Raw genomic sequence first — 24,843 nt, 5'->3', positions numbered from 1 at the left:
ACCCCGAAGCGCCGCTGGCGTGCAGCGAGGCGGTCGCGGCGCTCAGGCCCGCGGATTGATGTCGGTCGGGAGCGGCCGGCGCTCGATGCGGTCTTCGAGCTGGCCGATGTGCGCGGCCACGGCGTTCTCGGACTGCTCCGAACGCTGGCGGATCACGGTTTCGACCTGGCCCAGGCGCGCGAGCAGCGCGGCATGGTTCTCGGCGTTCTGTGCCATGTGCTTGTTTTCCTGCGCCGCGAGGAAGTTGCGCAGCTCGGTGAAGCGCGAGGCCTCGGCCTTGTCGGCAAGGTCGCGCTGCGCCTGCATTTCACGGTTGTGGCGCTTGGCGTCCATCAGCACCGAGCTGTGCAGGTAAAGCACGTAGACGAGGCAAAACACGCCGAGCGCGGCCGTGAGGCCCAGCATGATCAGCCCGAGCGGCGCGGACACCGTCATGAAGCCGAGCGACATCTCGACGGGTGCCGCCAAGGTGTACCAGTTGAGCGCGGCCAGCGCCGCGATCAAGAGCACGATGACGAAAAGAAAAGCAGATCGAACGCCCATTTGGCGCCTCCTTGGTATGGATCAAACACGATGAAACCGATCCCGCGCCGATGGTGGCGCAAGACGACCCGCCGGTTGTACCTCAGCCCAAGGGCCGCGATCGGCCCCGCCCCCCACTAAAGCCTACGTCCTACAAGCAGAAAATCAGTTGATCTGTGACAACTGTTCCAGAATCGCCGGATTTTCGAGCGTGGACGTGTCCTGCGTGATCGCCTCGCCCTTGGCGATGCTGCGCAGCAGGCGCCGCATGATCTTGCCGCTGCGCGTCTTCGGCAGGTTCTCGCCGAAACGGATGTCCTTCGGCTTGGCGATCGGCCCGATCTCCTTGGCCACCCAGTTGCGCAGTTCGTTGGCGATCTGCTTGGCCTCTTCGCCGGTCGGACGCGGGCGCTTGAGCACCACGAAGGCGCAGACCGCTTCGCCGGTCACGTCGTCGGGCCGGCCGACCACGGCGGCTTCGGCTACGAGGTCGGTCTTGGACACCAGCGCCGACTCGATCTCCATCGTGCCCAGGCGGTGGCCCGAAACGTTGAGCACATCGTCGATGCGCCCGGTGATGCGGAAATAGCCACGGTCGGCGCTGCGCACCGCGCCGTCGCCCGCAAGGTAGATCGTGCCGCCCATCTCCTCGGGGAAATAGCTCTTTTTGAAGCGCTCGGGATCGTTCCAGATGGTGCGGATCATCGACGGCCAGGGCCGCTTGATCACCAGCATGCCGCCTGCTCCGTTCGGCAGGTCCTTGCCGGTCTCGTCGACGATCGCGGCCATGATGCCCGGCAGCGGCAAGGTGCACGAGCCCGGCACCAGCGGCGTGGCGCCGGGCAGCGGCGTGATCACGTGGCCGCCGGTTTCGGTCTGCCAGAAGGTGTCGACGATCGGGCAACGCTCGCCGCCGATATTTCGGTGGTACCACATCCAGGCTTCGGGATTGATGGGCTCCCCCACCGATCCGAGCATGCGCAGGCTCGACAGGTCCCAGTTCTTCGGGTGCACCTTCTCGTCGCTTTCGGCGGCCTTGATGAGCGAGCGGATCGCGGTGGGCGCGGTGTAGAAGATCGACACCTTGTGCTTCTCGATCATCTGCCAGAAGCGGCCCGCATGCGGGAAGGTGGGAACGCCCTCGAACACCACCTGGGTGGCACCGGCGGCGAGCGGGCCGTAGGCCACGTAGGTGTGGCCGGTGATCCAGCCGATGTCGGCGGTGCACCAGAAGACGTCTTCGGGACGGATGTCGAAGGTCCACTCCATCGTCATCTTCGCCCACAGCAGGTAGCCGCCGGTGGCATGCTGCACGCCCTTGGGCTTTCCGGTCGAGCCCGAGGTGTAGAGGATGAAGAGCGGATGCTCGGCATTCACCGGCACCGGTGCGCATTCGGTGCTCTGACCCTGCAGCGCTTCGGCGAAGCTCTTGTCGCGGCCTTCGACGCGGTTCCATGCGCTCGGCGTGCGCTCATACACGAAGACGTTCTTGATCGATTCGCAGCCGCCGAGCGCGATGCCGTCGTCGACGATGGCCTTGAGCGGCAGCTCCTTGCCGCCGCGCAGCTGGTAGTTGGCGGTGATCACGGCGACCGCGCCGGCGTCGATGATGCGCTCCTGCAGCGCCTTGGCCGAGAAGCCGCCGAACACCACGCTGTGCGTGGCGCCGATGCGTGCGCAGGCCTGCATCGCGATCACGCCCTCGACGGTCATCGGCATGTAGATGATGACGCGGTCGCCCTTCTGGATGCCGGCGGTCTTCAGCGCATTGGCGAACTGGCTCACGCGCGCGAGCAGTTCCTTGTAGCTCACGCGGGTCACGCTGCCGTCGTCGGCCTCGAAGACGATCGCGGTCTTGTTCTCGACCGGCGTGCCGATGTGCCTGTCGAGGCAGTTCGCACTGGCGTTGAGTTCGCCGTCGCCGAACCACTGGTAGAACGGTGCATTCGACTCGTCGAGCGTGCGGGTGAAAGGCTTGCTCCAGTTCAGGTGGCTCTCGGCCTGGCGGCGCCAGAAGCCGTCGAAGTCCTGCTCGGCTTCCTTGCACAGCGCCTCGTAGGCGGCCATGCCGGCCACGCGGGCGCCGTCGGTGGCGCGGGCGTCGGGCGGGAATAAACGGTTTTCCACCAGAACGGACTCGATGTTCTTCGATGCATTGCTGCTGCTGCTCATTGTCTTGTCTCCTGAATGGGTGCGGCCGTAATGTCGACGGGGCCACTTACGGGTCACTGACGGGTCGGCCAGGTCCGATGTTAGTTCTCAGGGTTAATACGAGTCGGCCACCCGGACACCCTAGAATCCGCGATCGTTCCCTTCCGGCCTTCCGATGTCCGCACCCGAATCCTTCGATCCCCCGACCACGCCGCGCCGGAGCTCGCCGCTGCGGCCCCTGCCCAAGCTGATCTTCGCGAGCCGATGGCTCCAGCTGCCGCTCTACCTGGGGCTGATCATCGCGCAGGCCGTCTACGTGGTGCACTTCCTCGTCGAGCTGCTGCATCTGGTGGAAGCCGCCTTCGGAAGCAAGGACGCGCTGCAGGCGCTGATCACGAGCATCGGCTACAAGACCACAGCGCCTGTCACCTCGCTCAACGAAACCGTGATCATGCTGGTGGTGCTCGCATTGATCGACGTGGTGATGATCTCGAACCTGCTGATCATGGTGATCGTCGGCGGCTACGAGACCTTCGTGAGCCGCATGGACCTCGAGGGCCATCGCGACCAGCCCGAGTGGCTGAGCCATGTGAATGCCTCGGTGCTCAAGGTCAAGCTGGCGACCGCCATCATCGGCATCAGCTCGATCCACCTGCTGAAGACCTTCATCAATGCCGACAACTACACCGACCGCGTGCTGATCGCGCAAACCGTGATCCACATCGCGTTCCTGCTCTCGGCCATGGCCATTGCCTACACCGACCGCTTGATGGGCCCGGCACCGCACAGCAGCGGCAATCGCCACTGATCGCTACCTCCCCTTCTTCGATCAGCCCGCGTTCGGCAAATCCCACGCGGGCACTTCGGTAAAGCGACCGGCCAGGAAGTCGAGCATGGTGCGCAGGGTGGCCGGCATGTGCTTGCGCGAGGCATAGACGGCATACATGCCCACCACCTGCGGCTCGAAGTCGTCGAACAGCCGCACGAGGTCTCCGCGCCGCAGCAGCGGCGCGGCCAGGTAGGTCGGCAGCATCGCGATGCCTGCGCCCGCACGCGCGAGGCACATCAGGCTGGCCGCATCGTTGGCCGAGACGTTGCCCGCGACCGCCACCGACACGGGCTCGCCGCTGCCCTTGCGCGTGAAATTCCAGAGGCTGCGCCCGAAATACGAGTGCGTGAGGCAGTTGCGCTGCGCCAGTTCTTCCACCGCCAGCGGCCGGCCCTTGGCCGCCAGGTACGCGGGCGAGGCGCAGACCGCCGAGCGGCAGTCGGTGAGGCGGCGTGCGATCAGGTTCGGGTCGATCTCGGCGGCCACGCGGATCGCCAGGTCGATGCGTTCGTCGACCAGGTTCACTGCCCGGTCGAGCAGCACCAGGTCGACCGCCACGCCCGGATGGAGCCGCACGTAGTCGGCCACCGCGTCGGCCAGCTGCGCCTGCGCGAACGAGGTGCTGGTCGTGATGCGCAGCTGCCCACGTGGCGCTTCGGCCGGGTGGCGTACGGCGGCCTGCATGTCGCCCGCGAGTTCGAGCATCTGGCGGCAGCGCGGCAGCAGCTCCTCGCCGGCCGCGGTCAGGCTCAGGCGGCGCGTGGTCCGGTGCAGCAGCCGTGCACCGGTCCATTGCTCAAGCTCCGCCACATAGCGCGTAACCACCGGGCGCGAAAACCCGAGCTTCTCTGCCGCGGCCGAGAGGCTGCCCGAATCCACCACCGCCACGAACACCCGCATCGCGCTCAATCGGTCCATTCGTACGATTCTAGGAACAAACAAGCGCGAATTTCGGAGTATTTCTTTCAAAAACAGAAACCTAAGATGCGGTGGGTCCCATCCACATCCAGGAGTCATCCATGAGCCACATTGCCATCATCGGCGCCACCGGACGCGCTGGCGGCCGCCTTCTCGACGAAGCGCTCCGCCGCGGCCACACCGTGACGGCCATCGCGCGCCACGCCAGCGCCAAACTCACGGACCGCGCGAACGTCAAGCCGATCGACCTCGACGTGCTCGATGGCGTGGCACTCGAAAAAGCCGTGGCCGGCCACGACGCCGTGTTCAGCGCGGCCCACTTCGCCACCGTGCCGCCGGCCGCGATCATCGCGCCGGTCAAGCGCGCGGGCGTGAAGCGGCTGCTCGTCGTCGGTGGAGCCGGCAGCCTGTTCGCGGCCCCGGGCCTGAAGGTGATCGACACGCCGGACTTCCCCGACGCCTACCGCGCCGAGGCCTCGGCTGGCGGCGTGTTCCTCGAGGCGCTGCGCAATGAAAGCGAGCTCGACTGGACCTTCCTGTCGCCCTCGGCCGAGTTCGTCGAAGGCGAGCGCACCGGCAAGTTCCGCCTCGGCAAGGACGACCTGCTCCTGGGCGCCGAAGGCCGCAGCTGGATCAGCTTCGAGGACTACGCGATCGCGTTCATCGACGAGCTCGAGAAGCCGGCGCATTCGCGCCAGCGCTACACGGTCGGGTATTGAAAGAAAAAAGGACCGCAAGGTTCCTTTTTTCATGCTGCTGGCGCTGGATTGCTCAACGCCCCGTCATGTTCTCCGGCACCACCCACTGGTCGAACTGCTCGGCCGTGAGGTGCCCGGAGGCGATGGCGGCCTCGCGCAGGCTGCTGCCCTCTTTGTGCGCCTTCTTTGCGATGAAGGCGGCCTTGTCGTAGCCGATGTGCGTGTTGAGCGCGGTCACGAGCATCAGCGAACGCTGCACGAGCTCGGTGATGCGCTCGCGGTTTGGCTCGATGCCCACGGCGCAATGGTCGTTGAAGCTCACCATGCCATCGGCCAGGAGGCGCACGCTCTGCAGGAAGTTGTGCGCCACCATCGGGCGGAACACGTTGAGCTCGAAGTTGCCCGAGGCGCCGCCGATATTGATGGCGACGTCGTTGCCGAACACCTGGGCGGCGAGCATCGTGACGGCCTCGCTCTGGGTCGGGTTGACCTTGCCGGGCATGATCGAAGAGCCGGGCTCGTTCTCGGGAATGCTCAGTTCGCCGATGCCGCTGCGCGGGCCGCTCGCGAGCCAGCGCACATCGTTGGCGATCTTGGTCATGCTCGCGGCCAGCGTCTTGAGCGCGCCGTGCGCGTGCACCAGCGCGTCGACGCTGGCCATGGCCTCGAACTTGTTCGGCGCCGTGACGAACGGCAGCCCGGTGAGCTTCGCGAGTTCGGCCGCCACCTGCTCGGCGTAGCCCTTGGGCGCATTGAGGCCGGTGCCCACGGCCGTGCCGCCCAGCGCCAGTTCGCACAGGTGCGGCAGCGCGGCGCGCACGTGCGCTTCGCCGTGCGCAAGCTGCGCCACGTAGCCCGAGAACTCCTGCCCGAGCGTGAGCGGCGTCGCGTCCTGCAGGTGGGTGCGGCCGATCTTCACGATGTCGGCGAAATCCCTCGATTTCTGCTCGAGCGTGCCGCGCAGCTTGGCGATCGCCGGCAGCAGCCGCTGCGTGATCGCCTCGACCGCCGCCACGTGCATCGCTGTGGGAAACACGTCGTTGCTCGACTGGCTGCGGTTCACGTCGTCGTTCGGATGCACCAGGCGCCCTTCGCCGCGTTCGCCGCCGAGCAGTTCGCTCGCGCGGTTGGCCAGCACCTCGTTGACGTTCATGTTGGTCTGCGTGCCCGAACCGGTCTGCCACACCACGAGCGGAAACTCGTCGGCGTGCCCGCCAGCGATGACTTCGTCGGCCGCCGCCACGATGGCCCCGGTCTTCTTCTCGTCCTGCAGGCCGAGCGCATGGTTGACCACCGCCGAGGCGCGCTTCACCTGGGCCAGCGCCTTGATGATCTCGCGCGGCTGCCGCTCGCCCGAGATATCGAAGTTCTGCAGCGAGCGCTGCGTCTGCGCGCCCCACAGCTTGTCGGCCGGCACGTCGATCGGGCCGAAGGTATCGCGCTCGGCACGGGTCTTGGGGGGTGTGGTCATGAAGGAAAGCTCCGCAGTCGTGAAGAAATGGCGCCGCTTGCCGGGCGCGCGGGATCGAGTATCGGCGAATAGGAATAGCTCGCATTTGCCTAAGCCTTTCCCGGCCGTGAACTGCTTCACGATAGACGCCCCGGGTTGACCCGCGTCATACTCAAAAGTTATAATCTTGGGCTTCAGTCGACCAACAAGTCATGTTGGTTGCCCTTGCACTACTCGCGGAACCCGCTTCCCGTCGCGGTGCATGGATCTCTCGCCGGGCCCGCCCGGCGAACCGGCCGGGCTTCGCTCCGGCCCCGATGCCACGTCCTGCACTTGCGGCCGATGGCGCGCCTTTTCGCGTTGCCATTGGTTTGCCCAGTCCTCCCCGGCTGAACGGCGTGGCGCTGCCGCCTGCGGGCGGCACTGTGTCCAACCTTCGCACAAGGAGCTCCGGCGTATGGCCAAGGGAATTCTCATCGACCATGTCTTCAAGGTTTTCGGGGACGCCCCCGAAGACGCGCTCGAACTGGTCCGCCAAGGGCTGAGCAAGAAAGAGATCCTCGCCCGCACGGGCCAGTCGATCGGCGTGTTCGACGCCACCTTCGAGATCCAAGCCGGCGAGATCTTCGTGATCATGGGCCTGTCGGGCTCGGGCAAGTCGACGCTGGTACGGCTGCTGAACCGGCTGATCGAGCCGACCGCGGGACGCATCGTGATCGACGGCGCCGACATCAACGAGCACTCCGACGCCAGGCTGCGCGCATTGCGCCGCAAGGACATCAGCATGGTGTTCCAGTCCTTCGCGCTGATGCCGCACATGACGGTGCGCGAGAACACCGCGTTCGGCCTCGAACTCTCCGGCACCAGCAAGAAAGAGCGCCTCGCGCAGGCCGACCAGGCGCTCGCCCAGGTGGGCCTCGCGGGCTGGGGCGACAGCTACCCCGACGAGCTCTCGGGCGGCATGCAGCAACGCGTCGGCCTGGCGCGTGCACTGGCATCGGACCCGTCGATCCTGCTGATGGACGAGGCCTTCTCGGCGCTCGACCCGATCATCCGCACCGAGATGCAATCGGAGCTGCTGCGGCTGCAGCAGGAAAAGCGCCGCACCATCGTCTTCATCTCGCACGACCTCGACGAGGCGATGCGCATCGGCGACCGCATCGCGATCATGAAGGACGGCCACGTGATCCAGGTCGGCACGCCCGACGAGATCCTGCGCAGCCCCGCCGACGATTACGTGCGCAGCTTCGTGCGCGGCGTGGATGCCGCGGCGGTCTTCAAGGCGGCCGACATCGCGCGCAAGTCGCTCACGGTGGTGAGCGAGCACCCGGAGCGCGGTGCGCGCGCGGCGCTGCAGCTGCTCGAAGACCAGGACCGCGACTTCGCCTACGTGGTGAACCCGGGCAGGCGCTTCCTCGGCGTGGTCTCGGCCGACACGCTGCGCACTGCACTCGACGGGCGTGCGGGTCCGCTCGGCCTGCAGCATGCTTTTCTCGAGGGCTTGCCGACGATCGATGCCGAGGCGCCGGTGGCCGGGCTCATCGGCCTGCTTGCGCAGGCGCCATGCGCGTTGCCGGTGGTGGCGGGCGACGGCCGCTTCTGCGGCGCGATCAGCAAGACCACGCTGCTGAGATTCCTCGACCGCGACACGCCGCCGATCGAACCCGCCGCGCCCCACGCCGCCCCTGCGCTGGCCGCCGAGCCGCACTGATTTCGAACTTCCGGAGAAAACCGAACCGATGAACGACAACACGATGTCATCCGCCCCGGCCGACACCGCCGCTGCGCCCGCCTACATCGACCCGTGGGAGGCGCTTTCCGCCGCGCCCGACGCGTCGGCCACGAGCGCTTGGCTCGATGCCCCCGCAGCCCAGGCCGCGACCGCGGTCGACCCGGCCGCCGGCGGCTTCGCGCTGCACCGGCTGTGGGACGGCTCGCTGCCCGTCGAAGCCTGGATCAACCAGGGCCTGGGCTGGGTGGTCACGCATTTCCGGCCCTTCTTCCAGACCGTGCGGCTGCCGATCGACAGCACGCTCGACGGCGTGCAGGGCCTGCTGAACGGGCTGCCGCCGCTCGCGATGATCGCGCTCGTCGGCCTGCTCGCCTGGCAGTTCGCGGGCCGCGCGATCGCCATCGGCACGGCCGTGTCGCTGCTGCTGGTGGCCATGCTCGGCATCTGGCCGGAGGCCATGGTGACCCTGTCGCTGGTGCTGACCTCGCTGGTTTTCTGCATGCTGGTCGGGCTGCCGCTCGGCGTGCTGCTGGCGAGCAGCGACCGCGCGCAGCGCGTGATGCGCCCGGTGCTCGACGCGATGCAGACCACGCCCGCCTTCGTGTACCTGGTACCGGTGGTCATGTTGTTCGGCATCGGCAACGTGCCGGGCGTGATCGTGACGATCGTCTTCGCCCTCGCGCCGCTCGTGCGCCTGACCAACCTGGGCCTGCGCCAGGTGCGGCCCGACCTGATCGAGGCGGCGCGCGCCTACGGCGCCTCGCCCTGGCAGATGCTCGTGAAGGTGCAGCTGCCACTGGCCATGCCGTCGATCATGGCCGGCATCAACCAGGCGCTGATGCTGTCGCTGTCGATGGTGGTGATCGCCTCGATGATCGCGGTCGGCGGGCTGGGCCAGATGGTGCTGCGCGGCATCGGTCGGCTCGACATGGGCCTGGCGACCGTCGGCGGGCTGGGCATCGTGCTGCTGGCCATCTCGCTCGACCGGCTGACCCAGGCCATGGGCCAGTCGCGCCGCGCCGCAGGCCGCCGCTGGTGGCACACCGGGCCGGCGGGGCTCGCGCTGCGCCTGCTGCAGCGCGCCGTGGCCCCTGGCCGCCCCGCGGCCGAACCGGCACCAGCACTCTCGGCGCAGGCGCAATGACGAAGAAGGAAACAACACGCATGAAGAACCACCACGACAAGCCACGCACCGCCGGCTTCATTGCACGCGGCCTGCTGGCCCTTGCCTTCGCGGTCACGGGGCTGGCCGCGCAGGCCAGCGCCGACCTGCCCGGCGCCGGCGTGACCGTGCAGCCGCTCAAGAGCTCGCTCGCCGAAGAGGCTTTCCAGACCCTGCTCGTGATGCGCGGGCTCGAGCGGCTCGGCTACACCGTCGAGCCGATGCGCGACCTCGAACCCGCCACCGAGCACCTGGCCATCGCCAACGGCGATGCCACCTTCATGGCCCACCACTGGAGCCTGCTGCATGCCGACTTCTACGAGAACAGCGGTGGCGATGCCAAGCTCTGGCGCAAGGGCGTGTACTCGGAGGGCGCGGTCCAGGGCTACCTGATCGACCGCAAGACGGCTGAGCAGTACGGCATCAACGACATCGGCCAGCTCAAGGACCCGGCGATCGCGAAGCTGTTCGACGCGGACGGCGACGGCAAGGCCGACCTCACCGGCTGCAACCCCGGCTGGGGCTGCGAACTCGCCATCGAAAACCACCTGACGGCCTACCAGCTGCGCGACACCGTCACGCACAAGCAGGGCAGCTATGCGGCGCTGATGGCCGACACCATCGCGCGGTTCAAGCAGGACAAGCCGATCCTCTACTACACCTGGACGCCCTACTGGGTCAGCGCCGTGCTGCGCCCGGGTTCGGACGTGGTGTGGCTGCAGGTACCCTCCTCCTCCTCGCCCGGCGGCGACGGCGTCGACACCCGGCAGCCGAACGGCAAGAACTACGGCTTCCTGGCGAACGAGGAGCGCATCGTCGCCAATCGCGAATTCGCCGAAAAGAACCCGGCCGCCGCCCGGCTGTTCGAGATCATGAAGCTGCCGATCGGCGACATCAACGCCCAGAACCTGCGCATGAGCCAGGGCGCCAACACGGCCGAGGACGTGGAGCGCCACGCCGACGGCTGGATCCGGGCGCACCAGCAATTGTTCGACGGCTGGATCGCCGAGGCGCGCGCGGCGGCCGGCGGCGGCGGCGGCTGAGATAATCGGGGGGCGTTTCCACATCCAAAAAAGACCCCCCACCATGACGACCACGATCCAGCAGGCCGACCTGATCGAATCGATCAGCGCCGCGCTGCAGTACATCAGCTATTACCACCCCGCCGACTACATCGCCCACCTGGCCAAGGCCTACGAGCGCGAGCAGAGCCCCGCCGCCAAGGACGCGATCGCGCAGATCCTCACCAACAGCAAGATGAGCGCGGTAGGCCATCGCCCGATCTGCCAGGACACCGGCATCGTCAACGTGTTCCTCAAGGTGGGCATGGACGTGCGCTGGGGCGGCTTCACCGGCTCGCTAGAGGACGCGGTCAACGAAGGCGTGCGCCGCGGCTACAACCATCCCGACAACACGCTGCGCGCTTCGGTGGTGGCCGACCCGCAGTTCGACCGCAAGAACACCAAGGACAACACGCCCGCAGTGATCTTCACCGAGATCGTGCCCGGCAACACGGTCGAGGTCACCGTCGCGGCCAAGGGCGGCGGCAGCGAGAACAAGAGCAAGCTCGTGATGCTGAACCCCGGCGACAGCGTGGTCGACTGGGTGCTCAAGACGGTGCCGACCATGGGCGCCGGCTGGTGCCCGCCCGGCATGCTCGGTATCGGCATCGGCGGCACGGCCGAGAAGGCCGCGCTGATGGCCAAGGAAAGCCTGATGGACGACCTCGACATGCACGAACTGCAGGCCAAGGCCGCGCGCAAGGAGCCGCTGTCGAAGGTCGAGGAACTGCGCCTCGAGCTGTACGAGAAGGTCAACGCCCTGGGCATCGGTGCGCAGGGCCTGGGCGGCCTGGCCACCGTGCTCGACATCAAGATCAAGATGTACCCGACGCACGCTGCGAGCAAGCCCGTCGCGATGATCCCCAACTGCGCGGCCACCCGTCATGCGCACTTCGTGATGGACGGCAGCGGCGCGGTCTACCTCGATCCGCCCTCGCTCGACCTCTGGCCCGACGTGAACTGGGCGCCCGACGAGAAGAAGAGCAAGCGCGTCGACCTCGACCGCCTCACGCCCGCCGAAGTGGCGAGCTGGAAGCCCGGCGACACGCTGCTGCTCAACGGCAAGATGCTCACCGGCCGCGACGCCGCGCACAAGCGCATCCAGGGCATGCTCGCCAAGGGCGAGAAGCTGCCCGTCGATTTCACGAACCGCGTCATCTACTACGTCGGCCCGGTCGATCCCGTCGGTGACGAAGCGGTCGGCCCCGCCGGCCCGACCACCGCCACCCGCATGGACGGCTTCACCGAGATGATGCTGGCCCAGACCGGCCTGATCGCGATGATCGGCAAGGCCGAGCGCGGCCCGGTCGCGATCGAGGCCATCAAGAAGCACGAGAGCGCCTACCTCATGGCCGTGGGCGGCGCCGCCTACCTCGTGAGCAAGGCGATCAAGACCGCCAAGGTGGTCGGCTTCGAAGACCTCGGCATGGAAGCGATCTACGAATTCGACGTGGTCGACATGCCCGTGACGGTGGCGGTCGACGCCGGCGGCACCAGCGCGCACATCACCGGCCCGGCCGAGTGGCAGAAGCGCATCGCCAGCGGCGAGTTCAAGACCATCATGATGGAAGAAGCCTGAGCTTGAGCGCTGTCGGCGTCTTCGACAGCGGTGTCGGCGGGCTCAGCGTGCTTGCCGCGCTGCGCGCCGAACTGCCGCACGAGCGCTTCGTCTATTTCTCGGATGCGGCCTACGCACCCTACGGCGAGCGCGGCGACGCCTACGTGATCGAGCGCTCGCGTGCGGTGACGGCGCGATTGGTGCGCGAGCACGGCATCAAGGCGCTCGTGGTGGCCTGCAACACGGCCACGACCGCGGCCATCCACCTGCTGCGCGCCGAGCACCCGGCACTGCCGATCGTGGGCCTGGAGCCCGCGCTCAAGCCGGCGGTGGCCGCGAGCCGCACGGGCCGCATCTCGGTGCTGGCCACGCGCGGAACGCTCGCAAGCAGCAGGTACGCGGCGCTGCGCGACACCTTTGCGGCCGGGGCAACGGTCCGCGCGGTGCCCTGCGACGGGCTCGTGAAGGCCATCGAGGGCTTCGATGGGGCAGCCATCGCGGCGCTCTGCGCACGCTATATGGCCGAGGCCGGCCCGTTCGGCGATGCGCCCGGCGAGACCGACACCGTGGTGCTCGGCTGCACCCACTACCCGCTCGTGTGGCACGAACTGCAGCGCCATGCGCCGCCGTCGCTGCGCGTCATCGACACCGGGCCCCCCGTGGCGCAGCAGACGCGCCGCGTGTTGACCTCGCTCGGTCGGCTGGCCGAGGGCGGCGAAGGCGCGCTGGTGCTCGCGGGCAGCGGCAACCTGGCCGCGCTCGAAGCGGCCGCCATGCATTGGTTGCCGCTGCCGCCGGTGGCGGCGGCAGCATGAAGCCGCGCAGATGATGCTGCGTTCCAGCCTGCGCCGCGCCCTGTTGTTGCTGCTGGGCCTAGTGGCCGCTGGCGCCACGCATGCGGCGTGCGAAAGTGGGCTGGCCGAGCGCATGCATGCCAAGCTCTACCCCGATCGATCGCTCGACGAGCGCCTCGCGGCCTGCAAGCCGTGGCCGGCATTTCCAGGACGCAGCATCGTCGTGCTGCCGGTGCCGCAGGAGGTCAGCAGCTCTGGCGCGAAGGTCTTCGATCTCGAACTGCTGCTGATCCAACGCCCCGACAACGGCAACACCGATCGCGACACCGTGGTCGCGCGCATCCGCCAGTCCGAGGCGCTCGACGAGGACAGCGCCACCGCGATCCAGGACATCCGCATCGACACCTCGCGCTACGTGCTCTCGAGCGACACGCGCGCCTTCGGCCTGCGTGTGCGCTACCGCGGCATCGCGCCGGGCAATTCGACCGCGATCGAGACGCTGCGCCTCTACGTGCAGCAGGGCAGCAAGCTGCGCCAGGTGCTGCCCGAGATCGAACTCGACCACGACAGCGGCGAGTGGGACCAGAGCTGCAGCGGTCGCTTCGAGAAGCTGCGCACCATGCTCTCGGTCGCTCCGTCGACAAGCAACGGCTGGCACGACCTGCAGCTCTCGCGCACGCGAACCCGCAGTCGCGCGCTGTGGCGCGACGATGACCAGAACTGCGCCCTGGTGTCCCTGCCCGCGCGCTTCGACACGCTGACGCTGCGCTACGACGGCGAGCGCTACCGCGTGCCCAAGTCGCTGCGCGACCCGGTGCCCTGAGCGGCGCGCAGCAGCGGCTGTCTGCTTCACGGCGCTGTCATACGAAAGCAGCACGATCCGCGGTTTGCTTGCTTGCCACACCGCGCGCCATGAACAATCCCAAAAAGCCACACGCTGCCGCCATTCCCTTCAAGCCCCTGCTGCTCGCCAGCGCCCTCGGCCTCCTGCTCGCCGCGTGCGGTGGCGGCAACGATGGCGGCGCTGCGTTCTTTCCGCCGATCGTGCCGCCCGTGGCCACCACGCCACCTGCGACCGAACCACCGCCTGCGGCGCCCGAGCCGCAACTGGTCTCCGAGGCCCGGTTCACGCCGACCGCCGGCACGACCGAAGGCTCGTCCGATGCCTCCACTGCCATCGCATTGCCCGACGGCTACATGCTCGTGGCCGACGACGAGGCCAATGTGCTGCGGGTCTATCCGCGAGCGGGTGGCGCCGCGGTGAAGGAGTGGAGCTATGAAACCGATGGCCCCCAGCTCACAAAGGAACTCGACCTCGAGGCTGGCACGCGCGTCGGCGACACGCTGTACTTCACGGGCTCGAACAGCAACAAGAAGGACGGCGACGACGCACCCGACCGTTCGCACCTCTTCGCAGTGAAGCTCGGCGGCAGCGGCGCCGGCACCACCTTCAGCTACGTCGGCGAGTTCTCGCAACTCGAAAGCCAGCTCGTGGCCTGGGATGCCGGCAACGTGCATGGCCTGGGCGCCGATCGATTCGGCTTCGTGGCCTCGGCGGCGGCGGGCGTCGTTCCCGAGCAGGCCAACGGCTTCTCCATTGAGGGCATGGCCGCCGCGCCGGGCGACGGTGCGCTGTGGCTGGGCTTTCGCGCGCCGCAGACTGGCGCCTCGCTGCGCACCCATGCGTTGATCGTGCCGCTTGAGAATTACGCCGCGCTGGTGGCCCGCACCGCAACGCAGGCAAGCTTCGGCGCGCCGATCGAGATCGACCTCGGCGGCCGCGGCATCCGTTCGATCGACAAGGGCAGTGACGGCCGCTACCTGATCGTCGCCGGCCCCGCAGGCCCGGCGAGCGCGCTCGTCGACCGCAACTTCGCGCTGTTTGCCTGGAGCGGCCGCGCGGGCGAAGCCCCCGTGGAGCTGTCGAACGACCTCGACACCCTGCGCAAGGCGACGGGCGGCAGCTTCGAATCGATCGTCGAGGTGCCCGGCCCTGTGGCCGCCGGCACCGAAGTGCAACTGCTGCTCGACAACGGCGACACGGTGTGGGCGGACCAGACCGAGGTATCGAAGGACCTTGCGCCCGCCGACCAGAAATTCGACGGCTTCGTCGTGCGCCTGGGCCAGCCCTGGGTCGACACCGCCGCGCCGGTGCTCAAGAGCGCCTCGCCCAAGGCCGACGATGGCAGCGTGGGCGTGAACGCGACGATCACGCTGAACTTCAACGAGGGCGTGCGCCTCGGTGCGGGCAACATCGTTCTGCACAAGGCCGACGGCAGCGTGGTCGAGACCTTCTCTGCCGCGAGCCCGACTGCGCGTGTCCGGCGCGCCTTCAACGTGCTGACGTTCACGCCCACCGAGCCACTGAGCGCGTCCACCGGCTACTACATGACGGTGGATGCCAACGCGATCGTCGATGCCAAAGGCAACGCATTCGCGGGCATCGCCGACACGAGCACCATCGCCTTCACCACCAGCGCACCGCCCCCGTTCGGTGCCGGCGACATCCTGTTCCTGGGCCTGAATGCCGACAAGACCGACGCTTTCGCCTTCGTGCTGCTCAAGCCGATGGATGCCGGCACACGCATCGTGTTCACCGATCGCGATCGCACCGCCGACGATGAGTTCGACGGCCTGACCAACGAAAGCGCCTATGTCTGGACCACGGACCGCAACCTCGCGGTGGGCAGCATCGTGACCATCCAGCCTGACATCAAGAACACCAATCCGATCGCCGACGTCGGCACCACGCAGGGCGCGGGCGGTGGCCTCAGCGGCACCAACGAGACGGTCTACGCCTTCGTCGGCGGCACGGTCGCGAACCTGGGCGACGGCGCGGCCGGTGCGATCAGTGGCGTGGGCGCCTACCTGGCCAGCATCACGGTGGGCCCGGCCACCGGCGCTGGCAGCATTCCCGCGGCGTTGAGCAGCACGGGCGCCGCGATCCACTTTGCGGACAAGTTCGACGTGCTCTACGACGGTCCGATGCTCCCTGCCTCCCCAACGCCGGGGGACATCGCGACCTTTGCGACGAGCGTGAAGAACACAGCGAACTGGAAGTCGCAGGCCGGCACCGGCTGGCCGCTGACCAACGGCAGCCTGTTCGGCGGCTCCTGAAGCCTACGTCCGACCTCGCAGCGCAGCCTCGCGGCCGCGCCGCATGTCGATCGGCCACAGCAGCAGCAGGCCCGCGACGAACAGCACGGCGGTCGACAGGATCGCAACACGCTGGTTGCCGCCCGTAGCCCAGGTGATTGCACCGAACATCAGTGGCCCGACGATGCTCGCGAGCCGCGTGGCAAAGGACCAGAGCCCGAAGAACTCGGCCAGTTGCGCCGGCGGCGCCAAATAGCCCGTCATGGCGCGGCCGGCCGACTGGCTCGACCCCATCGCCAGCCCCGCAATGGCCGCGGCCCACCAGAAGGCCCCCTTGCTGCCGGCCGCTGCAGCGATCACGCAGACCACGATCCATGCCACCAGCGTGCCGGCCAGTGCGAACTTGTGGCCGATGCGGTCCTGAACGTAGCCGAAGCCGAAGGCACCCACTGCGGCCGCCAGGTTGAGCACGAAGATCAGCACCATCGTCTCGCTCGCCACGAAACCGATCACCTGCTCGGCATAGATCGCGGCCAGTGTGATGGCCACGGCCACGCCGCCCTGGTAGCAGACGGTGCAGGCCAGCAGCGTCATGAAGTCGCGGTAGGCGCGCGCCTCGCGGAAAGTCGCGCGCAGCTGCTGCCAGGCGTTGGGCTGCGCGGTGCTGCGCAGACGCGGCCTCGCGCGTTCGGGCAGCAGCACAAAGGTGACGCAAGCCGCCGCGCCATAGATGGCCGCGGTGATGAGCATCGTCACCGGCACGAAGTGCGCCGCAGCGAGTCCGCGGGCTTGCGCCGAGAGCACGTAGGCCAGGCACAGGCCAAGCACCAGCATGCCGCCGATGTAGCCGAAGGCCCAGCCCCATCCGCTGACCTTGCCCATGCCCTCGGCCGTGGCGAGCTCGGGCAGGAAGGCGCCCGTGAGCGACTCGCCATACGAGTAGAAGGTGTTCGACACGATGACCAGCGCCATGGCCACGGCAACCCCCGTGGCACCCGAGAAGCGTGGCGACAGCGCCAGCGCCGCCGTTGCGATCACGCAGCCCGTGGTGGCCATCGCCAGCAGCCGCTTCTTGGCCCCATGCAGGTCGGCCCAGGCGCCGATCGCGGGCATGGTGAGCATCACGATCGCATACGAGATGCTGAGCGCCACGGTCCAGGCGAACGGCGCCCATGGTGCGCCCTTCGCGATACCGCCGACGAAGTAGGCCGCGAACACGGCCGTGATCACGACGGTCGTGTAGCCCGAGTTCGCAAAGTCGTACATCGCCCAGCCGAAAACCTCGCGCTTGCGCACGCCGGCGTTGAGGGCGGTGGAAGGAAAGAGCTTGGGGGAAGCGGCCATGCGGCGATCATCGTGCGCGCGCCGCATGGCAGGCGTGTTGCGCCCGCGCTGCGGACGCTCGCATGTCAGAAGCTGTGAATGAACTGGACGTGTCCGAGCAGGTCGTCCAGGCGCGTCCGATCGAGGCGCAAAGCGCAGTCGTAGCTTGCGCTACGGCGAGCATTTGCAACGACGAGCGGGCGGGTCTGGGCGGGCTGAGCGGGCATGGCCGGTTCGTTCGCAGCTTCTCAGTGCAGGTGGCGTGGGCGGCGGCCGCCGCCATGGCCGCCACCGCTGCCGCTGCCGCCGGTGCCCCGCGGGCGCTTGCCGATCTCGAGCGAGTTGACGAGCGCGTCGAAGCGGTCGCTGAACAGGCGGTCGATCTCGGCCACCACGCCGCCGAGTTCGGCCCCGTCGAAATGCCGCTCCATGAGGTTGACCACGTCTTCGACCAGCAGGTCGCGCTGCACCTGCATGATCGCCGCCGGGTTCGGGCCGACGAACAGCATCAGGAAGTCGTCGCGCGACTCTTCGTCGGGGTCGCCCTCTTCCTCGTCGAAGTCGGTGTCGTAGAACGTGACCTCGATCGCGGCACCGCGCTCGGACAGTTCGTTCAGCGCCATGCACATCTCATCGAGCGACTGGCGGAAGTCTTCGTCGCCGGTCACGGTCCAGCACATCTGGAGCATGTGCTCCTTCTGCTCGAAGCGGATGCCGGGCTCCTCTTCATAACTGCTCGTGGCGCCGTCCGCCAGCGACTTGGCGCCGGCATAGACCCACAGCGGCTTCAGCGCTTCCTGGATCTGGTCGAAGCCGACGTCGGACCTGAGCGGCACGTCGCCGTGAACATGGATTTCGAATGGAGCGTTGTAACGAGGCATTGTGTGCTCCCTTGTCTAGATATGGTGCCCGGAACGGGGGTCGAACCCGTATGCCCCGATTAAGGAAGCGGCGGATTTTAAGTCCGATGTGTCTACCAATTTCACCATCCGGGCCTCGGGTTGGACATCGACGATAACCCAAACGAAACGAGCCCCGGCAACGCAGGTTGGCGGGGCGATTTTCTGTGCGGGTGGATCAAACTGACCAGAGAGGATGGAGGCGCGACCCGGAGTCGAACCGGGCTACACGGATTTGCAATCCGTTGCATAACCGCTTTGCTATCGCGCCACGCTGAAAACGAAATCGAACTTGCGAAAAAAAGGGAAGCAGTGCTTCCCTTTTTCAAAACTGGAGCGGGAAAAGAGTCTCGAACTCTCGACCTCAACCTTGGCAAGGTTGCGCTCTACCAACTGAGCTATTCCCGCGTTTCGAGCCTCGAATTATAGAACACTTTTTCGGGGCTCGGCAAGCTCGACCGCTCAATGTTTGACCGAGCCCTCGGACGCCCGCCCTTCGCGCTGCTTGGCAAGCTCGGCCACGGCGGCGGCCGAGGCCGCGACTTCCTCGTCGGACAGCGGCTCGGGCATCTTCTCGAGCGCGATCTCGAGCACCTTGTCGATCCACTTCACCGGCACGATCTCGAGGCCGTTCTTCACGTTCTCGGGAATGTCCTGCAGGTCCTTGGCGTTCTCCTCGGGGATCAGCACGGTCTTGATGCCGCCGCGCAGTGCGGCCAGCAGCTTTTCCTTGAGGCCGCCGATGGCCGTGACCTCGCCGCGCAGCGTGATCTCACCGGTCATCGCGACGTCGCTGCGCACCGGGATGCCCGTGAGCGCCGACACGAAGGCCGTCGTCATCGCCGCACCGGCGCTCGGGCCGTCCTTGGGCGTGGCGCCGTCAGGCACGTGGATGTGGATGTCGCGCTTCTCGAACATCTCGTCCTTGATGCCCAGGCGGCGCGAGCGGCTGCGCACCACGGTGCGCGCGGCCTCGACCGACTCCTTCATCACGTCGCCGAGCGAGCCCGTGCGGCTGATCACGCCCTTGCCGGGCATCGTGACCGCCTCGATCGTGAGCAGGTCGCCGCCGACCTCGGTCCAGGCAAGGCCGACCACCTGGCCGACCTGGCTCTGCTTCTCGGCCAGGCCGAAGCTGTACTTGCGCACGCCGAGAAAGTCATTGAGGTTGGTGCCGTCGACCACGACCTTGGGCGTGAGCTGCTTGAGCAACAGGCTCTTGACCACCTTGCGGCAGATCTTCGACAGCTCGCGCTCGAGTGAACGCACGCCCGCCTCGCGGGTGTAGTAGCGCACGATGTCGCGCACGGCCTCTTCGGTGACGAGCAGTTCCTCTTCCTTCACGCCGTTGTTCGTCATCTGCTTGGGCAGCAGGTACTTGAGCGCGATGTTGGTCTTCTCGTCCTCGGTGTAGCCCGAGAGGCGGATGACTTCCATCCGGTCGAGCAGCGCCGGCGGGATGTTCATCGAATTCGACGTGGCAACGAACATCACGTCGGAGAGGTCGAAGTCGACCTCGACGTAGTGGTCGCCGAAGGTGTGGTTCTGCTCGGGGTCGAGCACCTCGAGCAGCGCGCTCGACGGGTCGCCGCGGAAGTCGGTGCCGAGCTTGTCGATCTCGTCGAGCAGGAACAGCGGATTGCGCGTGCCGATCTTGCCCAGGCCCTGCAGCACCTTGCCCGGCAGCGCGCCGATGTAGGTGCGGCGATGGCCGCGGATCTCGGCCTCGTCGCGCATGCCGCCGAGCGCCATGCGGGTGTACTTGCGGCCCGTGGCCTTGGCGATCGACTGCCCGAGCGAGGTCTTGCCCACGCCCGGCGGCCCCACGAGGCACAGGATCGGCGCCTTGACCTTGTCCACGCGCTGCTGCACCGCGAGATACTCGAGGATGCGGTCCTTGACCTTCTCGAGGCCGTAGTGGTCGGCGTTGAGCACCGCCTCGGCATTGGCGAGGTCGTGCTTGATCTTGGTCCGCTTGCTCCACGGCAGGCTGACCAGCACGTCGATGTAGTTGCGCACCACCGTGGCCTCGGCCGACATGGGCGACATCAGCTTGAGCTTCTTGAGCTCGCCCTCGGCCTTCTTGAGCGCTTCCTTGGGCATCTTGGCGAGCTTGATCTTCTTCTCGATCTCCTCGATGTCCGCGCCCTCCTCGCCTTCGCCGAGCTCCTTCTGGATCGCCTTGACCTGCTCGTTGAGGTAGAAGTCGCGCTGGTTCTTCTCCATCTGGCGCTTCACGCGGCCGCGGATCTTCTTGTCGACGTTGAGGATGTCGACCTCGCGCTCGAGCTGGCCGAACAGGTTCTCGAGCCGCGCCTTCACGTCGTCCAGGTCGAGCACGGCCTGCTTGTTGTCGAGCTTGAGCGGCAGGTGCGCGGCAATGGTGTCGGCCAGGCGGCCCGGATCGTCGATGCTGGAGATCGAGGTCAGGATCTCGGGCGGGATCTTCTTGTTGAGCTTCACGTACTGGTCGAACTGCTGCATCACCGCGCGGCGCAGCGCCTCGACCTCCGTGCCCTTCTCGCCGCCCTCGGTCGCCGCCAGGGGCGTCACGTTGGCCGTGAAGTGGGTCTCGCCGTCGTCGATGCGGTTCACGCTCGCGCGCTGCTGGCCTTCGACCAGCACCTTCACGGTGCCGTCGGGCAGCTTCAGCATCTGCAGGATGGTCGAGACGCAGCCTACCTCGAACATGTCCTCGACCGAGGGCTCGTCCTTGGCGGCGGCCTTCTGGGCCACCAGCATGATGCGGCGTTCGGCTTCCATCGCCAGCTCGAGCGCCTTGATGCTCTTCGGGCGTCCCACGAACAGCGGGATCACCATGTGGGGGAACACGACGACGTCGCGCAGCGGCAGCAGCGGCAGGTCGATCGCTTCGGCTGGCAGGGGGGTATGACCGGACATGAAAATCCTTTGTTTGATCAGGCAAAGATGGATGGGTGTGCGGGCATTTCAACCCTGCGCGCCCGGTCTTTGTCGAAGGCGCCGGCAGCCTTGCCGAAAGGAAGGGCCGGCGCTGCGCTCACTCAGGCCTTCTTGGCCGCCTCGCGGTACACGAGCAGCGGCGGCTTGTTTTCATCGATTGTGGATTCTTCGACCACAACCTTGTCGACGTTGGTGGCATTCGGCAGTTCGAACATCGTGTCGATCAGCGACTGTTCCAGGATCGAACGCAGCCCGCGCGCACCGGTCTTGCGGGCCAGCGCCTTGCGCGCGATGGCCTTGAGCGCCGCCGGGCGGATCTCGAGGTCGACGCCCTCCATCTGCAGCAGCTTGGTGAACTGCTTGACGACGGCATTCTTCGGCTCCGTCAGGATCTGCACCAGGGCGTCTTCGCTGAGTTCGGCCAACGAGGCCACCACGGGCATGCGGCCCACGAGCTCGGGGATCAGGCCGAACTTGATCAGGTCCTCGGGCTCGACCTCGCGGAACACCTCGGTGACGCTGCGCTGGGCCTTGCTCTTGACCGAGGCGCCGAAACCGATGCCCGAGGCTTCGGTGCGCGCTTCGATGACCTTCTCGAGGCCGGCGAAGGCGCCGCCGCAGATGAACAGGATGTTGGTCGTGTCGATCTGCAGGAAGTCCTGGTTCGGATGCTTGCGCCCGCCCTGCGGCGGCACGCTCGCCATGGTGCCTTCGATGAGCTTCAGCAGCGCCTGCTGCACGCCCTCGCCCGACACGTCGCGCGTGATCGACGGGTTGTCGGACTTGCGCGAGATCTTGTCGATCTCGTCGATGTAGACGATGCCGCGCTGGGCGCGCTCGACTTCGTAGTTGCAGCTCTGCAGCAGCTTCTGGATGATGTTCTCGACGTCCTCGCCCACGTAGCCGGCTTCGGTCAGCGTGGTGGCGTCGGCCATGACGAACGGCACGTCGAGCATGCGCGCGAGCGTCTGCGCGAGCAGCGTCTTGCCCGAACCGGTCGGGCCGATCAAGAGGATGTTGCTCTTGCTGAGTTCGACGTCCTCGCCCTTGGCCTTTTCCTTGTGGCGCAGGCGCTTGTAGTGGTTGTAGACGGCCACCGACAGCATGCGCTTGGCCGGCTCCTGGCCGATCACGTAGTTGTCGAGGTTGGTCTTGATCTCGAGCGGCGTCGGCAGGTCGCTGCGCCCCTCGCGCGATTCCTCGCCGGCGGGGAGTTCGTCGCGGATGATCTCGTTGCAGAGATCGATGCACTCGTCGCAAATGAAGACCGAAGGGCCCGCGATCAGCTTCTTGACCTCATGCTGGCTCTTGCCGCAGAACGAGCAGTAAAGCGTTTTTTCGCTGGAAGAGCCTTTTTTCTCGGCCATGGACAGATGCCTCGTTAACGGGGGTGGGACAATGATAACTAAACAAAAACGGCGTTTCCTGTGGGGAAAACGCCGTTTTTGCCTTTTGGCGCATGCGGCGCCGCGGCCGGAGTCAACCGCGCTTTGCAATGACCTGGTCGACCAGCCCGTAATCCTTGGCCTCGTCGGCCGTGAGGAAATAGTCGCGCTCGGTGTCGGTCTTGACTTTTTCGAGCGGCTGGCCCGTGCGCTCGGCCAGGATGCGGTTCATCTGGTCCTTGGTGCGCAGGATATCGCGGGCGTGGATCTCGATGTCGGTCGCCTGGCCGCGCGCGCCGCCGAGCACCTGGTGGATCATGACCTTCGAATTCGGCAGCGAGAAGCGCTTGCCCTTCTCGCCGGCTGCGAGCAGGAAGGCGCCCATGCTGGCCGCGAAGCCGATGCACATGGTGGAAACGTCAGGCTTGATGAACTGCATGGTGTCGTAGATCGCCATGCCGGCGCTCACACTGCCGCCGGGTGAGTTGATGTAGAACGAAATGTCCTTGTCCGGGTTCTCGCTCTCGAGGAACAGCAGCTGCGCCACCACGAGGTTGGCGGTCTGGTCGTTCACCTCGCCGACCAGGAAGACGATGCGCTCCTTGAGGAGGCGCGAATAGATGTCGTACGACCGCTCGCCGCGGCCCGACTGCTCGACGACCATCGGGATCATGCCGAGATTCTGGATGCCCTGTGCGCTCATGAATATGCTCCGGGAAAAAGGGTTCGTTCGCTGTTCGAATGTGACTGTACGCTTGAGTGAAATGGGGCTCGTGCCGCAAAGCACAAGCCCCATTCGCCATCATGCGTGCGGTGCCGGGATCAGCCCTGCTGCGCCATCAGCTCGTCGAACGTCACCGACTTTTCCGTGACCTTGGCCTTGCCGAGCACGAAGTCGGTCACGTTGTTCTCGATCACGACCGCCTCGACCTCGGCCAGGCGGTTGTTGTCACTGAAGTACCAGCGCACGACGTCGGCCGGCTTCTCGTAGCTCGCGGCCAGTTCGTCGACGTGAGCCTTGATCTGCTCGGGCTTGGCCTGCAGGTCGTTGGCACGCACCAGCTCAGCCACCACCAGGCCCAGGCGCACGCGGCGCTCGGCCTGCGGACGGAACACTTCCTCGGGAATCGGGGCCTTGTCGGCGTCCTTGATGCCGCGCTGCTTGAGCTCGGCGCGGGCGCCTTCGATCATGCGGTTCACTTCCGACTGCACGCTGGCGTTCGGCAGGTCGAGTTCGGCATTGGCAACCAGCGCGTCCATCACCGCGTTCTTGTTGCGTGCCAGTAGGCGGAACTTCACTTCGCGCTCGAGGTTCTTCTTGATGTCGGCGCGCAGGCCCTCGACCGTGGCCTCGGGAATGCCGAGCGACTTGGCAAGCTGCTCGTTGACTTCGGGCAGGTGCGAGGCTTCGATCTTCTTCACGGTGACCATGAAGTCAGCCTGCTTGCCGGCCACGTCCTTGCCGTGGTAGTCGGCCGGGAACGAGAGCGGGAAGGTGCGGCTGTCGCCCGACTTCATGCCGCGCACCGCTTCTTCGAATTCCTTCAGCATCTGGCCTTCGCCGACGATGAACTGGAAATCTTCGGCCTTGCCGCCCTGGAACGGCTCGCCGTCGATCTTGCCCTCGAAGTCGACCGTCACGCGGTCGTTGTCCTCGGCCACGGCATCCTGGGCGCGCTGCGCGAAGGTGCGGCGCTGCTTGCGCAGGATCTCGAGCGTCTTGTCGATGGCATCGTCGCCCACTTCGGCCGAGAGCTTCTCGACTTCGGCGTTCGCCAGGTCGTTGATCTTGACTTCGGGGAACACCTCGAACACCGCGTCGAAGGCCAGCTGGCCCTCGGGCGCCTCTTCCTTCTCGGTGATGCGGGGCTGGCCGGCCACGCGCAGCTTGGCTTCGTTGGCGGCCTGCGAGAAGGCTTCACCGACCTTGTCGTTCATGACCTCGTAGTGCACCGAGTAGCCGTAACGCTGGGCCACGACGTTCATCGGCACCTTGCCGGGACGGAAACCGTCCATCTTGACGGTGCGCGCGAGCTTCTTGAGGCGCGAATCGACTTCCGACTGGATGGTGCCGACCGGAAGGGTCAGCGTGATCTTGCGTTCGAGCTTCTCGAGAGTTTCAACGGTCACGGTCATGGTGTCTTCCTTGTGAGGGTGTGGCTGGTGCGCGGGGCCGGACTCGAACCGGCACGTTCTTGCGAACGTCAGGACCTAAACCTGGTGCGTCTACCAATTTCGCCACCCGCGCTTGCCAAATTTTTCAGGTGAATGCAAAGGCGGACGGCCCTGGTGCCCCGGCATGCCGAGACCCAAAGACCGTCCGCCTGAAATCGGTCAACCGCG

General features: G+C 66.7%; 19 protein-coding genes and 4 tRNA genes. 9 read left to right on the top strand and 14 right to left on the bottom strand.

All coding sequences use genetic code 11. The features are described 5' to 3' along the window. Positions 1-42: 42 nt before the first annotated feature. Together AC3A6J_RS06035 and acs are read right to left on the bottom strand one after the other, a co-directional pair. A complete protein-coding gene (locus AC3A6J_RS06035; protein WP_487858999.1) occupies positions 43-543 on the bottom strand; it encodes a LapA family protein in 501 nt (166 codons plus the stop codon). Between the two features lie 144 nt (positions 544-687). Continuing rightward, positions 688-2,694, bottom strand: coding sequence for an acetate--CoA ligase (gene acs / locus AC3A6J_RS06030; protein ID WP_487858998.1), 2,007 nt, complete (start codon positions 2,692-2,694; stop codon positions 688-690). 154 nt (positions 2,695-2,848) lie between these two features. Here acs and AC3A6J_RS06025 point away from each other — a divergent pair, with 154 nt between their 5' ends. Continuing rightward, entirely contained in the window at positions 2,849-3,481 is a 633-nt protein-coding gene (locus tag AC3A6J_RS06025) for a YqhA family protein (RefSeq protein WP_487858997.1), read from the top strand. 21 nt (positions 3,482-3,502) lie between these two features. On the opposite strand, the gene AC3A6J_RS06020 is transcribed toward AC3A6J_RS06025, so the two are convergent. Further along, a complete protein-coding gene (locus tag AC3A6J_RS06020; RefSeq protein WP_487858996.1) occupies positions 3,503-4,420 on the bottom strand; it encodes a LysR family transcriptional regulator in 918 nt (305 codons plus the stop codon). A 101-nt stretch (positions 4,421-4,521) separates the two neighbouring features. Here AC3A6J_RS06020 and AC3A6J_RS06015 point away from each other — a divergent pair, with 101 nt between their 5' ends. Next, on the top strand, positions 4,522-5,139 hold the full coding sequence (locus tag AC3A6J_RS06015; RefSeq protein ID WP_487858995.1) for an NAD(P)-dependent oxidoreductase: 618 nt from the start codon (positions 4,522-4,524) through the stop codon (positions 5,137-5,139). A gap of 52 nt (positions 5,140-5,191) precedes the next feature. Here AC3A6J_RS06015 and fumC read toward each other — a convergent pair whose 3' ends face one another. After that, entirely contained in the window at positions 5,192-6,589 is a 1,398-nt protein-coding gene (fumC, locus tag AC3A6J_RS06010) for a class II fumarate hydratase (protein WP_487858994.1), read from the bottom strand. A gap of 436 nt (positions 6,590-7,025) precedes the next feature. Between fumC and proV the strand changes: the two genes are divergently transcribed. From proV to AC3A6J_RS05975, 7 genes are all read left to right on the top strand, one after another. Further along, entirely contained in the window at positions 7,026-8,279 is a 1,254-nt protein-coding gene (proV, locus tag AC3A6J_RS06005) for a glycine betaine/L-proline ABC transporter ATP-binding protein ProV (protein ID WP_487858993.1), read from the top strand. A 28-nt stretch (positions 8,280-8,307) separates the two neighbouring features. Next, entirely contained in the window at positions 8,308-9,444 is a 1,137-nt protein-coding gene (gene proW / locus AC3A6J_RS06000) for a glycine betaine/L-proline ABC transporter permease ProW (protein ID WP_487858992.1), read from the top strand. A gap of 20 nt (positions 9,445-9,464) precedes the next feature. Beyond that, the gene (proX, locus tag AC3A6J_RS05995; protein WP_487858991.1) at positions 9,465-10,505 is read left to right on the top strand and encodes a glycine betaine/L-proline ABC transporter substrate-binding protein ProX; all 1,041 of its coding nucleotides are present in this window, start codon (positions 9,465-9,467) and stop codon (positions 10,503-10,505) included. Between the two features lie 43 nt (positions 10,506-10,548). Then, the gene (locus tag AC3A6J_RS05990) at positions 10,549-12,102 is read left to right on the top strand and encodes a fumarate hydratase (protein WP_487858990.1); all 1,554 of its coding nucleotides are present in this window, start codon (positions 10,549-10,551) and stop codon (positions 12,100-12,102) included. A gap of 2 nt (positions 12,103-12,104) precedes the next feature. Further along, the gene (gene murI, locus AC3A6J_RS05985) at positions 12,105-12,896 is read left to right on the top strand and encodes a glutamate racemase (protein WP_487858989.1); all 792 of its coding nucleotides are present in this window, start codon (positions 12,105-12,107) and stop codon (positions 12,894-12,896) included. A 10-nt stretch (positions 12,897-12,906) separates the two neighbouring features. Next, entirely contained in the window at positions 12,907-13,698 is a 792-nt protein-coding gene (locus AC3A6J_RS05980) for a PA3715 family protein (protein WP_487858988.1), read from the top strand. 89 nt (positions 13,699-13,787) lie between these two features. Then, entirely contained in the window at positions 13,788-15,992 is a 2,205-nt protein-coding gene (locus tag AC3A6J_RS05975) for a DUF3616 domain-containing protein (protein ID WP_487858987.1), read from the top strand. Between the two features lie 3 nt (positions 15,993-15,995). On the opposite strand, the gene AC3A6J_RS05970 is transcribed toward AC3A6J_RS05975, so the two are convergent. The 10 genes from AC3A6J_RS05970 to AC3A6J_RS05925 all read right to left on the bottom strand — a co-directional run bounded on the left by AC3A6J_RS05970 (position 15,996) and on the right by AC3A6J_RS05925 (position 24,748). Then, complete coding sequence (locus tag AC3A6J_RS05970; protein WP_487858986.1) at positions 15,996-17,315, bottom strand: MFS transporter; 1,320 nt, start codon at positions 17,313-17,315, stop codon at positions 15,996-15,998. A 227-nt stretch (positions 17,316-17,542) separates the two neighbouring features. Then, the gene (locus AC3A6J_RS05965; protein WP_487858985.1) at positions 17,543-18,175 is read right to left on the bottom strand and encodes a DUF6806 family protein; all 633 of its coding nucleotides are present in this window, start codon (positions 18,173-18,175) and stop codon (positions 17,543-17,545) included. A gap of 22 nt (positions 18,176-18,197) precedes the next feature. After that, positions 18,198-18,289 (bottom strand) — tRNA-Leu (locus tag AC3A6J_RS05960). A 101-nt stretch (positions 18,290-18,390) separates the two neighbouring features. After that, positions 18,391-18,464: transfer RNA gene (locus AC3A6J_RS05955), tRNA-Cys, on the bottom strand. 61 nt (positions 18,465-18,525) lie between these two features. Then, positions 18,526-18,601 (bottom strand) — tRNA-Gly (locus AC3A6J_RS05950). Positions 18,602-18,655: 54 nt separating this feature from the next. Beyond that, a complete protein-coding gene (gene lon, locus AC3A6J_RS05945) occupies positions 18,656-21,094 on the bottom strand; it encodes an endopeptidase La (protein ID WP_487858984.1) in 2,439 nt (812 codons plus the stop codon). A 122-nt stretch (positions 21,095-21,216) separates the two neighbouring features. Next, positions 21,217-22,482 (bottom strand): ATP-dependent Clp protease ATP-binding subunit ClpX, encoded by a 1,266-nt coding sequence (clpX, locus tag AC3A6J_RS05940; protein WP_487858983.1) that lies wholly within the window; start codon positions 22,480-22,482, stop codon positions 21,217-21,219. Positions 22,483-22,594: 112 nt separating this feature from the next. Beyond that, the gene (gene clpP, locus AC3A6J_RS05935; RefSeq protein ID WP_487858982.1) at positions 22,595-23,203 is read right to left on the bottom strand and encodes an ATP-dependent Clp endopeptidase proteolytic subunit ClpP; all 609 of its coding nucleotides are present in this window, start codon (positions 23,201-23,203) and stop codon (positions 22,595-22,597) included. Positions 23,204-23,322: 119 nt separating this feature from the next. Continuing rightward, positions 23,323-24,636 carry a trigger factor gene (gene tig, locus AC3A6J_RS05930; protein WP_487858981.1) on the bottom strand — a complete coding sequence of 438 codons (1,314 nt, stop codon included), beginning with the start codon at positions 24,634-24,636 and terminating at the stop codon, positions 23,323-23,325. Positions 24,637-24,661: 25 nt separating this feature from the next. Beyond that, positions 24,662-24,748, bottom strand: a tRNA-Leu gene (locus AC3A6J_RS05925). Positions 24,749-24,843: the final 95 nt, after the last annotated feature.

It is taken from the genome of Variovorax sp. Soil_C_39 (assembly GCF_057656815.1).
Note: the sequence above shows the minus strand (reverse complement) of the source record. Positions and strands in the feature narration are given on the sequence as shown.